At 69.1% G+C, this 11,871-nt stretch carries 14 protein-coding genes and 1 pseudogene; 9 read left to right on the top strand and 6 right to left on the bottom strand.

Annotation, left to right across the window (positions count from 1 at the left end):
- The first annotated feature begins 32 nt into the window (after positions 1 to 32).
- The 3 genes and pseudogenes from O7601_RS25970 to O7601_RS25980 all read left to right on the top strand — a co-directional run.
- Positions 33 to 569, top strand: coding sequence for a TetR/AcrR family transcriptional regulator (locus O7601_RS25970; RefSeq protein ID WP_281567039.1), 537 nt, complete (start codon positions 33 to 35; stop codon positions 567 to 569).
- A 314-nt stretch (positions 570 to 883) separates the two neighbouring features.
- Complete coding sequence (locus O7601_RS25975; protein ID WP_281563698.1) at positions 884 to 1,387, top strand: hypothetical protein; 504 nt, start codon at positions 884 to 886, stop codon at positions 1,385 to 1,387.
- Positions 1,388 to 1,453: 66 nt separating this feature from the next.
- A pseudogene (locus O7601_RS25980) lies at positions 1,454 to 1,735 on the top strand (GNAT family N-acetyltransferase); the annotation flags it as partial.
- A 164-nt stretch (positions 1,736 to 1,899) separates the two neighbouring features.
- Here the strand turns inward: O7601_RS25980 and O7601_RS25985 are convergent.
- Entirely contained in the window at positions 1,900 to 2,739 is an 840-nt protein-coding gene (locus O7601_RS25985; RefSeq protein WP_281563699.1) for an SDR family NAD(P)-dependent oxidoreductase, read from the bottom strand.
- A gap of 72 nt (positions 2,740 to 2,811) precedes the next feature.
- Here O7601_RS25985 and O7601_RS25990 point away from each other — a divergent pair, with 72 nt between their 5' ends.
- Positions 2,812 to 3,198, top strand: coding sequence for a helix-turn-helix domain-containing protein (locus tag O7601_RS25990; protein ID WP_281563700.1), 387 nt, complete (start codon positions 2,812 to 2,814; stop codon positions 3,196 to 3,198).
- A 139-nt stretch (positions 3,199 to 3,337) separates the two neighbouring features.
- Here O7601_RS25990 and O7601_RS25995 read toward each other — a convergent pair whose 3' ends face one another.
- The gene (locus O7601_RS25995) at positions 3,338 to 4,375 is read right to left on the bottom strand and encodes a hypothetical protein (RefSeq protein ID WP_281563701.1); all 1,038 of its coding nucleotides are present in this window, start codon (positions 4,373 to 4,375) and stop codon (positions 3,338 to 3,340) included.
- A 101-nt stretch (positions 4,376 to 4,476) separates the two neighbouring features.
- On the opposite strand from O7601_RS25995, the gene O7601_RS26000 reads away from it, so the two are divergent.
- Positions 4,477 to 5,373, top strand: a complete 897-nt coding sequence (locus O7601_RS26000) for a LysR substrate-binding domain-containing protein (protein ID WP_281563702.1) — start codon at positions 4,477 to 4,479, stop codon at positions 5,371 to 5,373.
- Positions 5,374 to 5,409: 36 nt separating this feature from the next.
- Positions 5,410 to 6,018: a class I SAM-dependent methyltransferase gene (locus O7601_RS26005; protein WP_281563703.1), complete on the top strand. Its 609-nt coding sequence runs from the start codon at positions 5,410 to 5,412 to the stop codon at positions 6,016 to 6,018.
- A 51-nt stretch (positions 6,019 to 6,069) separates the two neighbouring features.
- On the opposite strand, the gene O7601_RS26010 is transcribed toward O7601_RS26005, so the two are convergent.
- Positions 6,070 to 6,447 carry a nuclear transport factor 2 family protein gene (locus O7601_RS26010; RefSeq protein WP_281563704.1) on the bottom strand — a complete coding sequence of 126 codons (378 nt, stop codon included), beginning with the start codon at positions 6,445 to 6,447 and terminating at the stop codon, positions 6,070 to 6,072.
- A gap of 122 nt (positions 6,448 to 6,569) precedes the next feature.
- Here O7601_RS26010 and O7601_RS26015 point away from each other — a divergent pair, with 122 nt between their 5' ends.
- Positions 6,570 to 7,580, top strand: coding sequence for a phosphotransferase (locus O7601_RS26015; RefSeq protein ID WP_281563705.1), 1,011 nt, complete (start codon positions 6,570 to 6,572; stop codon positions 7,578 to 7,580).
- Between the two features lie 7 nt (positions 7,581 to 7,587).
- Here O7601_RS26015 and O7601_RS26020 read toward each other — a convergent pair whose 3' ends face one another.
- Positions 7,588 to 8,382: a type II CAAX endopeptidase family protein gene (locus tag O7601_RS26020; RefSeq protein ID WP_281563706.1), complete on the bottom strand. Its 795-nt coding sequence runs from the start codon at positions 8,380 to 8,382 to the stop codon at positions 7,588 to 7,590.
- A gap of 300 nt (positions 8,383 to 8,682) precedes the next feature.
- Between O7601_RS26020 and O7601_RS26025 the strand changes: the two genes are divergently transcribed.
- Positions 8,683 to 9,522 carry an IS5 family transposase gene (locus tag O7601_RS26025; protein WP_281562259.1) on the top strand — a complete coding sequence of 280 codons (840 nt, stop codon included), beginning with the start codon at positions 8,683 to 8,685 and terminating at the stop codon, positions 9,520 to 9,522.
- Here the strand turns inward: O7601_RS26025 and O7601_RS26030 are convergent.
- Positions 9,486 to 10,217, bottom strand: coding sequence for an alpha/beta hydrolase (locus O7601_RS26030; RefSeq protein WP_281567040.1), 732 nt, complete (start codon positions 10,215 to 10,217; stop codon positions 9,486 to 9,488). The genes O7601_RS26025 and O7601_RS26030 overlap by 37 nt on opposite strands.
- 40 nt (positions 10,218 to 10,257) lie before the next feature.
- Entirely contained in the window at positions 10,258 to 11,217 is a 960-nt protein-coding gene (locus tag O7601_RS26035) for a helix-turn-helix domain-containing protein (RefSeq protein WP_281563707.1), read from the bottom strand.
- Between the two features lie 40 nt (positions 11,218 to 11,257).
- On the opposite strand from O7601_RS26035, the gene O7601_RS26040 reads away from it, so the two are divergent.
- Complete coding sequence (locus O7601_RS26040; RefSeq protein ID WP_281563708.1) at positions 11,258 to 11,851, top strand: DJ-1/PfpI family protein; 594 nt, start codon at positions 11,258 to 11,260, stop codon at positions 11,849 to 11,851.
- The last annotated feature ends 20 nt before the right edge of the window (positions 11,852 to 11,871 follow it).

Raw genomic sequence — 11,871 nt, forward strand, 5'->3', positions numbered from 1 at the left:
CCGGCGGGCGCAGTGCCGCAGTACGACGGCGCGTGCTCGACGCCGCGCTCGCCCAGTTGGTGCAGCACGGCTACGACTCCCTGAGCATCGACGTGGTGGCCGACCGGTCGGGTGTGCACCGCACGACGGTGTACCGGCGCTGGCGGGATGTCGGTGGCCTGCTGGCCGACGTCCTGGACGAGGCGAGCGTCGACGCGTGGCGCCCGCCCGACACGGGTTCGCTTGAAGGGGACCTGGTCGCGGTCAACCACGAGGTCTATGCCGCACTGACCGCCGACCCGGTGACCGTGGCGCTGATCGCCGCGTCGTTCCGCTCCGAGCAGGCTGCCGAGGCCCTGCAGGCTTTCTGGACCGGCCGGTACGAGCGCTGCACAGACATCGTGCGGCGCGCCGTCGAACGCGGTGAGATACCGGCGGGCACCGATGCGCGGCGACTACTCGTCGCCGCAACCGCTCCGCTGTATCACGAGCTGGTACTCCTCCGGTCGGCAGCCGAGGCGCACCTTCCCGACCTTGTCGCCCGCAGCGCGACTACCGCCGCCCGTGCAGGCGCCTTCATCGACCGCTAGAACAACGCCACTCCCCCGGACTGGACGGTGCCACGCACCTCGCCCGTCTCGTGTGGCCAGGTGCCATGTCTGGTCGGTGAGGCGGTCGACGACCACGCCGGTTCCCGCCAGCCGTCGCCAGGTCCGCCTTCGGTCGCATGCCCCGTACAGCTGGACCAATCCCTCGGCGTCGTCACCGATGAGGTTTCGGAGCGTGGGCTCGATCGGCCCAGTTGTCTCCCGCGTTGAGGCGGGTCGCCAGGGGCGATCCGGGTTGACTCGTTCGCCATGCTGAAGAACCGCAAGCTCATGTCCAGACCATCCGAGGAGCAGCTATGCGCAAGCCGGCAAAGACTGCCGCCGTCCTTGTCGGGCTCGGCGTCGGCGTCGCAATCGGTCCGTCCCTCGGTCCGGCAGCTGTCTGGTCCGGCATCGCGATTGCTGTGCTCGGCGGCGCACTCTGCCTGATCGGTACGACGGAAAGCGGTGTCGCCGGAGACGGCCCGGTGGACCGCGATGAGGAAACTGGGGTGGCAGGCGACGGGCCGCCCACCGGAACAACGGCCGCTGCCCCACGACGCCGCAACCGCCAGCGGCCCAACCTCGGTGGCCTGGGCACCCGGGTAGAACAAATCCTCAAACTCGCCGAGGAACAGGCCAACGACCACCGCGACGAGGCACGGCGCGAGAGCGAGGCAATCGTGACCGCCGCCCGACGGGAGGCCGAGGCGATCCTGAACCGAGCCCACGAGCAAGCGGCCAGGATCACCGCCAATCATCGGGACCCCTCGTCCACCCGGTCGGCTGCACCGAACGGAAATCCCAGCCCTCCGGCATGAGGCAACGCCCGTCCTGGGATCGAACGGAGGATGTCGCGGCATGGCCGATTCGATACCAATGTCGCTATGCCCGAGCTGAGCCCGCCCATCGTCCGGGTGCATCGATCGTTCGTTGCCGCCATGGCGGAGTTTCGCGCTGAGGGACGCGGTAGCTCGGGAGATCACACCATGATCGGGGCTGAGCTGCGCGAGTTTGGCCTCCGCTGGGCAACGGTGGAGGGCTTCGCCGCGTACGTCGACTGGTTGCGGTCCCAGTCCCTGGAGGACTCACCCCGGCCTGACGGCCACGTGCCGTCGACCACGCTGTGGTGGATCCAGGACGACAACTACCTCGGTCGCCTGGCGATCACACCGGTGACCTGGTCTGGGAGGTCTCCGAGCGGCTGATCGGGACTGCGACTCCCCGCCTGATCTGACTTTCGGCCGATGATGATGGCTGGGAGGCACCATGGCGTCGAGGTTCGTCAGCGCTGGCCCATCCGCCCGGACACCCTCCGCTGTCGTTCGGTCGTCTACGCCGCGGCACCGTTGCTGGTCATGTCACGTAGGGTGCTGGTCAGACGGCGGGCGGCGTTCGGACCGAAGGCCGGGCCCGTGATGTCAACCGGGCGTTGTCCCTGAAAGGCGGAGAGCGCCCGCCCTGGTGGGGTGTCGATCCGTTCGATGATCGGCTGGATCGCGCTGTCGACTGTTTTGCCAAACAGCTTTGCGATGACACCTATCGCGATGCGGGTCGGTTGCCGGAATGATTCGGCGAGCGCGGTGTTCACGAACACCGGGTTGTGCAACACGTACCGCACCGGGCTGTCGGGATGTTCGACGGTGAAGGCGACACCGAGCAGGTCATTGGCGCGGGCACCCTGCATGATGGCGACGAAGGGTCGGTAGCGTCTACGAAGTTGAAGGTCGTCCCAGTGCAGTCGCCCGACCCTGCTTCCAGTGCCGCACAGGTTCACGATGACTGGCTGTCGGGCTTGTTCCAGCGTGGGGCGCAGTTGCTCGGCGAGCAGGTACCGGCTGAGCACGTACAACGCGAAGGTGCGCTCGATGCCCTCGGCGGTCTCCTTGCGCTTGGCCTGGAAGCGGAAGGCGCCAAGGACGAGGGCGTCGATGCTCGGATACGACCTGCGTAGCCGGTCGGCGAGCCGAAGGGTCATCGTCGGCGAGCTGAGATCGGCGGACCGGAATGAGCAACGGCCGCTGACGCCGAGTCGGTCGGCCTCGGCCAGCAGGTTCTCACCCTTGATCTGGTCCGAACCGACAGCGACGACTCGATCACCTCGACTCAGGTAATGCAGAGCCAGAGCCCTGCCAATGCCCTGGGTTCCTCCGGTGATGACCAAGGTACGCACTGATTCTCCTTCCGCCTGCCGACTACGCTCGATCTTCAGGTGACTGTGCGGGCGGCGAAAGAAGGAACATTGATGTCTCCACTCATCCCTTTGCCGGTTTCGGCGCAGGACCGTTCCTCGTGCGCGGCGGCTGACGTGCTGCGGCGCACCGGAGACAGGTGGAGCGTGTTGCTGATGGCGGTGCTCGCGCATCGGTCGTACGGGTTCAACGAACTCGATCGGGCAGTGGACGGGTTGAGTCGGCGGATCCTCACCCGCACGCTGCGGGCGCTGGTGCGAGACGGGCTGGTCGACCGGACACCACAACTCGGCCCCGCCGCGCGCGTCGACTACGCCCTCACCGACCTGGGGCGGTCGCTGTTGCCACTCATCATCGCGGTAGGCCAGTGGGCGGAGACCCACGAGCACGACTTCCGCAACGCCCGGGCCCGTTACGACGCCGACGACGGCGTTTCCTGAAGCCAGAGCTTGCCCTGCTCGTCGGCCTGCGAGCATGGCATTTCAGCTCATCGCGGCCGGGGCCGACGCCCGTAGCAAGGGTGTCGGCCCCGGCCACCCACCAGTGGTGGGAGAAGCACAGGTCCAGTCGGGAGACCGTTCAGGACAGCCGGTAGTCGGGCGTCGCCCGGTCCCCGGATACGGGAGGCCAGGGAAGTCCCGCACCGAGCCGTACCACCGTGTACGGCAGCACCGGCTTCTCCGCCCCGTACTGGAAGTTGACCACCAGGAGGTCGCGACCGTCGAACGCCGCCGTCGACGGGCCGTGCAGCGCGGGGCCGGTCAGTCGCCCGAGCAGCCTTGCCTGGTCAGCGCGACGATTGAGCCGCAGCACGTTGACGGTGTTGCCGTCCCCGTCGATGTTGCTGACCGCATAGAGCGTACGGCCACGTACGAGCAGGCCGTCGCCGTGCACCGTGGCGCCGCCCAGGTCGATCGCCCGGACCGTGCGCCGCCGCAGGTCGATGCGGTGCAGCGCGCCGTCGTTGTAGTCGGCGACGATGAGGTGGCGCTGGTCGTGAGTGGCCACCAGGCCGTTGAGGTTGAACCCGGCGTTCCACTCGATGCCGGTGCCGCGCAGGTCGAGGAAGGTGGGTAGCGGCCTGGTGGCACCGGTGCCACCGCGCAGGCCCGCCGCGGGAATCCGGTAGAGGGTCGGCTGGAACGAGTCGGTGACGTAGACGTCGCCGTTGGCGGTCAGGGCGACGTCGTTCAGCATGGAATTCGGTGCGGCGGTGGCAAAGCGGTGCAGGAGCGCGCCGGTGCGCGTGTCGTACACCCACACGTACCCGGTTCCTCCGCCTGCGACGATGAGCCGGCCGCGGTGGTCGACCTTCATCCCGCCGGCTGTGGTCCGGCCGTCGGCGGCGTTGCCGGGCAGCCACACCGTGGTTCGCGGTGAGCGGACGTCACCGCGGTAGATACGCCCGTCGGTCAGGCTGCTGACGTAGAAGTACGGGCTCCGGGGGTCGCGGGCGATGCCCTCGGGGTAGGCGTCGTCACCGGCCAGTACGTAACTGTCCGGTCGCGGGCCGGGGGCACCGAACGCCGAGACCGGCACAGACGCGGATGCCGGCACAGGTACGGCCCCGAGCGCGCCGAGCACCGGGACGATCAGAATCGCGAGCAGTCGTCGCATGTTTCGCACGTTTCCTTCCGATCTGGCTTGTCGCGTCGAGCCTGGCCTCGGTGGTGAGTCACCAACAAGATCCATGAGGTATGGGCGGGTACCTTCGCGGTATGTCGGTGGATCTACGCCTCATGCGGTACGTCGTGGTGGTCGCCGAGGAGGGCAGTTTCGAGCGGGCCGCGCAGCGTCTGCACATGGCGCAGCCACCGCTGAGTCGCCAGATCCGCGATCTGGAGCGGCAGCTCGGCGTACCGCTGTTCACCCGCCGCCCGACCCGCCTCACCGAGGCCGGGACGGCTTTCGTGGCGTCTGCGCGTAAGGTGCTGAGCGACGCGGACGCGATGGTCCGGGCGACGCGGGCGGCCGGGCAGGGCCGCGCCGGCACGGTGCGCATCGGAACGGTCGCCAGCGCCGCGCACGAGGTGGTGCCGCAACTGCTGGACGCGCTGCGGGCGATGCATCCGGACATCACCGTTCGCACGGGCGAGGCATGGCCGACCGAACTCGACGCCGGGTTACGCGCCGGCCGCTTCGATCTGGTGCTGTCGCGGGGCTCATCTGCTCAGTCGGACCTCGCCCGGCAGACGGTACGCCGGGAGCCGCTGGTCGCCGTCGTCGGTCCCCGGCACCCGCTTGCCGGGCGTCCGACCGCGACACTGAGCGACCTGCGGATCGGCCCGCTCAACCTGCCGCCCGAACACCTGACGCCCGGCTACCGCGCTGCCGTGTTCGCCGCCTGCGCCCGCGCCGGCGTGCCGTTCGACGCTCGGGACTGCCAGCAACTCGGTTGGCGCCGCGTGGGCATCGCCGAGGACACCGGATTTTCACTGGTACCCCGGTCGCTTGCCGCGCTGCCCACGGTCGACGGCGTCGTCCTCACCCTCACCGACGACCTCCCGGCACCGGACCTGGAGTTGGTGTGGCGACGCGATGCGCTGTCGCCGGCCGCTGCGGTCGTCGTCGACGTGGCTGCCCAACTCGCCCGGCAGCGCGGCTGGGCGGGGTAACCGCCCGACGCCCCGGCCCGGGTCTACAGTGCCACGGTGAGCAACCAGCCGGCACGTGATGCCTATTCGTCAATGTCGGCGCAGTACATCGCACTGTTCGATGGCGGCGGGCAGGCCCACGCGGGCGACACGGCTCTCGTCCGGGACCATCTCGCGGGCCTGGACGGCGCGGTGCTCGATCTCGGTTGCGGCCCCGGCCACTGGACCGCCTACCTGCATTCGCTCGGCGTCGAGGTGACCGGCATCGATCTGGTCCCCGAGTTCATCGACCATGCCCGAGCGAACTTCCCCGGGCCGGCGTTCCGGCTCGGCTCGATGACCGAACTGGACGTCCCCGACCACTCGGTGGCCGGCATCCTCTCCTGGTACTCGACAATCCACCTGCCACCACCGGAACTGGACCACGTGCTCAGCGAGTTCCGCCGGATGCTGACCCCGTCCGGGCGGTTGGTGATCGGCTTCTTCGACAGTGCAGACGGCGTGGCCGAGTTCGACCACAAGGTCCTCACCGCGTACCGCTGGCCAGTCGACGAGTTCTCCGCTCGCCTGACGCGGGCCGGCTTCACCGAGCTTCAGCGCCTGCAACAGCAGTTCCCGGACCGCCCGGACCGCAGGTACGCGGCCATCGCCGCGACCGCCACCTGAGCCCGCCCGCAGCATCCGACACCTGACCGTGCCTACGGCCGGCCGCTTCGATCAGGCAGCCGGCTGCTGTCCCGGCCAGAACGGCCACTCCTCGAACGACCGACAACGTCCGTCGTCCGCGAATCGCATGATCCAAAGGTCGCGGTACTCCTGGTCGACCGGGTCGCCGTAGCGGACCTCCTGGCGCGACACCGCGGTGTCGCCGTCGACCGCGACGATCTCCGTGGTCATCTGGAACACCTCGTCGGGGCCCTTGCGCTGCTGGTCCCACATCTCGGCGATGGCCGGCAGGCCGACGACGGGCGTCCAGTACGGCCCCTGCCGATAGCTTGCATCCTCGGTGAAGAGCGTGACCAGCGCCTGCGTACCCGGCGTCCGCCACACCTGCTCGTAGGCAGCGATCCAGTCGGCGACCTGCTTTCTGTTCATGGACAACACCATGCCACTCCGAGGGCGCCAGACGGCGGGATCCGTTGAACGCAGGCCCAGCCTCGCCCCGCATGTCGGCTTGCCCTGGCTGCCGTTCGGTCCACTGAATAGGCTCACTCGACATGCGGGTGACCCACACGCTCCTCCACGGCGAGGACCTCGCCCGGCTCGTGCAGCGGGAGTACGTCGTCGCACCGCCCGTCACGGTGAGTCTGCTGAAGCGTGGTTTCAACGACACGTACCTCGTCACCGATGTCGAGGGCGGTCGCCGCGTGCTGCGGGTCTACAACCGAGGAAAGTACTGGATCCGTTCGGAATCCGATCTCCACTTCGAACTCGACCTGCTCGATCATCTGGCTACGGCCGGGCTGGGCGTCATCCGTCCGTACCAGCGGATCGTCGGCGGCCGGCTCGGCCAGCTGACAGCGCCCGAGGGCGAACGCTGCTTCGCCCTGTTCACCCACGCGCCTGGCACGCCCCTGCACGAAGGCGCGCTGACCGTCGAGCAGTGGCGGGAGTTCGGCTCCGGTATCGCCCGGATGCACCTGGAGATGGACCGCTTCCTCACCCACCGCGACCGCTACCACCTCGATGAGCGCATCCTCGTCGAACGGCCGCTGGCCAGCCTGGCGCCCTATGCCGGCTCAGGTCGGGCCGCGGCGGACCTCGCTGAGATCGGCAAGCTCGGCGAGCGGCTGACCGCCGAGATCCGGCGCCTCCGAGCCATCGACGGCGCGTACGGGATCATTCATGCGGACCTGCACCGGGGCAACACCCATATCGACCGCGATGGACGGTTCGTCACCTTCGACTTTGACCACTGCGGTTTTGGGTTGCGCGCGTACGACCTGGTCGCTCTCTATCGCGGGCCCGACTCGCCGGAGGAGGATCGCCATCGGTGGGCAGCGGTCCTCGCCGGCTACCAGCAGGTCCGTCCGCTCAGCCGGAGCGAGGTGGCCAGTTTCCCCGTACTGGCTGCCTGCCGGGCGCTGTGGGACATCGGTGACTGGCTGGGTGCCGCCGACCGTACCGGCGACGCCTGGGTGACCGACGCGGTGATCGCCAAGCTGCGGGCGGACGTCGGCAGGGCAGACGTTCCTCCCGAACCTGCGAGTTCCGCCGCGCCGGACTGAAGCGAGGTCAACTCCGGGCCCGGCCTCGCCGCTCGCGCAGCCAGACGAGCACCACCATGCAGATGTTGACGACGGCGAGGATCAGCAGGGACGCGTCGCCGGTGTCGGTGGACCGGTCGATCGCGAAGCCCTCGCCGCCCGCCATCACCGTGTTGACGGTGGTGAACAGGACGTTGTTGGCGACGTGGAAGGCGACCGGCGCCTCCCCACCGCGACTGATGATCGCCATGAGCCCGGTGGAGATGCCGAACACGGCGTAGTAACCGAACAGCCAGGGGTCGGTTGAGCCGTGCACCACGGCGAAGCCCAGGCTCGAGATGACCAGCCCGACGACCAGGGCCGGACGAACCTGGCGTACCCAGGAGGCCGCGGCGGGCAGCACGGCGCTTCGGAACATCAACTCCTCGCCGGCTGCCTGAACCGGGGTGCTCAGCATGACGATCACCAGCATGGCGATCGTCATGCCGGTAGCACCGAAGCTGGTCCAGCCCGGCGCGTCGGGTGCGACCAGCGCCACGACACCGATCCCGGCGCTGACCAGCACCGCCGCGCCGACCAGGTAACGTGCCAGGCGGCGTGCGTCGAATGCTCGCGGTGAGCTGATCAGGCTGCGCCATGGCACCTTGGCGATCCACATCAGGAGCAGGATCGCCAGCACGCCCGCCGCGCCCACACTGACGTTGACCGCCAGGAGCTTCAGCGGCGGGGCCATCGGGTCCTCGCTGCCCTCGATGACGCCGACGACCTGGTAGAGCAGCACCGCAGCGCATACCGCCCCCTGCGGACAGGGCCGCCCTTTCATCACCCGAACATGACATCCCGCGGACAGAGATACGACGCGTTGTCACTGGAGACCCGTCGCAGGAGGCGGCGGAACGGCCTGGTCAGGGTTTCGACAATCGGACATTTCCCGGTCACTTCGTTGCTAGCCGGCCGAGGAGGAACAGCGCCGTGGCATCGATCACGTCGTCGAAGTGCCTGCTGTCGTCGGGGTAGTGGAATCCGTGGCCGGCGTGCTCGTACTCAGAGGGTGTTTGAGAAGTTCTCGTGATGGGTGGCGTGTCGCGCCGTCGGTTAGCGGCCGTTGGTCCATAGTGGCTCGATGTCGCGTCAGCGTCGCTACCCCTCGGACCTGACCGACGCCCAATGGGCGCTGGTCGAGCCGCTGCTGCCACCACCGAGAACCGGTGGCCGGCCGGAGAAACATCCACGCCGCGACGTGGTGAACGCGATCCTGTACGTGGTGCGGACCGGCTGCTCGTGGCGGCAACTGCCGGTCGACTTCCCGCCGTGGCAGACGGTGTACTGGTACTTCACCCGCTGGGAGGAAGACGATGTCACCGAGCGGATCCTCGTCGCGCTGCGCCGAAGGGTCCGCGCCGCCCAAGGCCGCGCCGCCGAACCCACGGCAGGCATCATCGACTCCCAGAGCGTCAAAGGCGCCGACACCGTCGGCCGGGACACCCGTGGCTACGACGCGGGCAAGAAGGTCAACGGCCGCAAACGGTTCATCGTCACCGACACCCTGGGTCTGCTCCTAGTCGTGTGCGTGATGGCCGCGAGCGTGCAGGACCGCGACGGAGCGAAGACGACTCTGCTGTCGGCGTACCTGTTCACCCCGGTCCGGTTCGTCTACGCCGACGCCGGCTTCGCCGGAACCCTGGTCGACTGGTGCCAACGCATCCTGCGCACCACCCTGGAAATCGTACGCAAGGCCCCAGGCCAGAAAGGATTCGCCGTAATCGCCCGCCGATGGGTCGTCGAGCGCAGCCTTGCCTGGCTGACCGGCCACCGCAGACTGGCCCGCGACTACGAACGCCACCCCGCCACCTCCGAAGCCATGATCCGCTGGGCCGCCATCAACGGCATGCTCCGCCGCCTCACCCGCGGCCGACCCGCACGCCGTCAACGAGCCTGGACCCTCGACAACCTCAAAGCCTGACCCTTCTCAAACACGCTCTCAATGAGCACGCACTCGTTGCCGGAGCGCACCATCGCGTCCCGAAATTGCCGCACCGAGTCGATCGGCTCGACCTCGTCGCGGGTGCCGTGGTGGATCTGCATCGGCGGGTTCCCCGGCCGCACGAGTTCGATCAGTGAATACTCGATCAGTCTGCCCGGCGCGATGCCGACCTGCCGTTCGAGGCGGCGCTGCGCGGCCGGCTCGAAGGAGCGCAGATTCGATCCTGCCGGGTTGAGGGCCACCAGGGCCGCCGTACCGGCCCTCGGTGCCGCGGTGGCGGCAGGTGGGGTCAGCGCAGCGACAATCGCGAGATGAGCCCCGGCTGAGCTGCCGCCCGAGGCCAGGTGCGACGCTTCGAGCCCGCGCACCGCAGCCACCCGGGCGAACTGGTCGATCGCCCACCGAACATCAGCGATGCAGTCGTCGATGCTGGCCGCGCCGCCGGGACCGAGCAGCCGATACCCCGCCGACCCGGCGAAGATCCCGTGCGACGCCAGTTGTCGGCAGTGCGGGGCGAGCCCGTCGGCCGATCCCTCGCGGAGGGCGCCGCCATGGAACAGCACGATGCCGGCACGCGGCGGTGTGCCGGCGCCCGGCTCGAAGATCAGCAAGGGCAGTTCGCTGCCGTCGGCGGCGTGAAAGAGCAGCGAGGACTCTCGACAGGCTGCCGTCATGAGCCGCACTCGACCATCGGGCGCAGGCGTCCACAACCGGTCAGCGTTGCCGGAACGCGGCTCGGTAGGCGAGCGGAGTGGTGGCGTACGCCCGGCGGAACTGGAGCCGGAGGTTGGCGGCGCTGCCCAGGCCACTGCGTCGAGCGATCTCCTCGACTGTCAGGTCACCGCTTTCGAGCAGGGCGCAGGCCCTGCGTAGCCGGGCCGCGATCAGCCAGGCGCGCGGGCTCGTGCCCAGTTCCCTGGCGAAGGCGCGACTGAGCGTTCGGGTGGACTGCATCGCCTGCCGCGCGAGGTCGGCCACCGTGATGGGCCGGTGCAGGTTGGCCAGTGCCCAGTCCGTCACGCCGCTGAGCCGCTCCCCCACCACCACTGCGCTCGCCACGGTGTACTGGGCCTGCCCTCCGGCGCGGTGCAGCGGTGTGACCATGTGCCGGGCCCGCTGGATGGCCGCCTGCTGGCCGTGGTCGAGACCGATCAGGTACAGGCACAGGTCGAGGCCGGCGGCGAGGCCGGCGCTGGTCAGTACGGTGCCCTCATCGACGTAGAGGACCGCCGGGTCGACCTGCACAGTGGGATGTTCCCGGGCGAGGGCGGCGGCGTGGACCCAGTGTGTGGTGGCGCGACGGCCATCGAGCAGACCGGCCTGGGCCAGCGCGAAGGCGCCGCTACAGATGGCGGCGATCCGGGCTCCGCGCTGGTGCGCGGTGCGTAGGGCGTCGAGCGCGGCTGCCGGCGCTGGCCCGCGCCGGAACCCGGGCACGATGACGGTGTCGGCGGTGGCGACCGCTTCGAGGCCGGCCGCGACGGTGATACCGAACCCGGGTGTGGTGGTCGGCACCGGCCCGGCCCGCAGCGAACACAAGACAGCCTCGTACCTGCCGAGACCTTCGTGGCCGAAGACCTGCGTGGCGATGGCCGCGTCGAACGCCACGACCGGAGGGAGGGCCAGGACAGCAACGCGATGAATGGCCGTTTCCTCACGCACGATGGCAAGCATGCCACTGGCCCGTCCTGGCGGCGATCGCGAGGCTGTACGGGTGAGAGTAGAGATCGTCGTATTCGACGGCTTTGACGAACTCGATGCCTTCGGCCCGTTCGAAGTGCTGTCCAGTGCCGGGTTCGAGGTGGATCTGGTGGTCGCGGAGGACCCGGGTCCGGTTCGCAGTATGCGGGGCGTCCAGTTGGACGTTCCCGGTGTGCTGGATCGCCCGGACGGAGTGATCGTGGTCGGCGGTGGCTGGCTGAACCGGGCCGAGCAGGGCTCCTGGGCGCAGGCTCAGGCCGGCGTACTGCCCAGGAGATTGGCTGAGGTCGCCGGTTCCGCCAGGTGGATGGCGTCGGTCTGCACGGGCGCGATGCTGCTCGCGGCGGCCGGTCTGCTCGCCGGGCGCAGCGCCACGACGAATCGGCACGCGTACGACGAGTTGCGCGCCTACGGCGTGCACGTGATCGAGGAGCGGGTGGTCGACGACGGTGACCGGGTCACCGCTGGCGCGTTGAGCGCCGGTATCGATCTGGGCCTGTGGCTGACCGAGCGGGAGTACGGCGCGGAACGCGCTGCCACCGTGGCTGCCACCATCGACTTCGCTCTGCGCGGCCCGGTCTGGAAGAACCCGGCCACGACCAGGTAGCGATGCCGAAACCGGCAGGT

Source organism: Verrucosispora sp. WMMD573 (genome assembly GCF_027497175.1).
Classification (GTDB): domain Bacteria; phylum Actinomycetota; class Actinomycetes; order Mycobacteriales; family Micromonosporaceae; genus Micromonospora.

Coding starts and splice junctions, on each gene's coding strand:
- O7601_RS25975 (WP_281563698.1), top strand. CDS start 884: ATGCGCAAGCCGGCAAAGACTGCCGCCGTCCTTGTCGGGCTCGGCGTC.
- O7601_RS26035 (WP_281563707.1), bottom strand. CDS start 11,217: ATGCTTGCCATCGTGCGTGAGGAAACGGCCATTCATCGCGTTGCTGTC.
- O7601_RS26010 (WP_281563704.1), bottom strand. CDS start 6,447: ATGAACAGAAAGCAGGTCGCCGACTGGATCGCTGCCTACGAGCAGGTG.
- O7601_RS25995 (WP_281563701.1), bottom strand. CDS start 4,375: ATGCGACGACTGCTCGCGATTCTGATCGTCCCGGTGCTCGGCGCGCTC.
- O7601_RS25990 (WP_281563700.1), top strand. CDS start 2,812: ATGTCTCCACTCATCCCTTTGCCGGTTTCGGCGCAGGACCGTTCCTCG.
- O7601_RS26030 (WP_281567040.1), bottom strand. CDS start 10,217: ATGACGGCAGCCTGTCGAGAGTCCTCGCTGCTCTTTCACGCCGCCGAC.
- O7601_RS26025 (WP_281562259.1), top strand. CDS start 8,683: ATGTCGCGTCAGCGTCGCTACCCCTCGGACCTGACCGACGCCCAATGG.
- O7601_RS26015 (WP_281563705.1), top strand. CDS start 6,570: ATGCGGGTGACCCACACGCTCCTCCACGGCGAGGACCTCGCCCGGCTC.
- O7601_RS26020 (WP_281563706.1), bottom strand. CDS start 8,382: ATGAAAGGGCGGCCCTGTCCGCAGGGGGCGGTATGCGCTGCGGTGCTG.
- O7601_RS26000 (WP_281563702.1), top strand. CDS start 4,477: ATGTCGGTGGATCTACGCCTCATGCGGTACGTCGTGGTGGTCGCCGAG.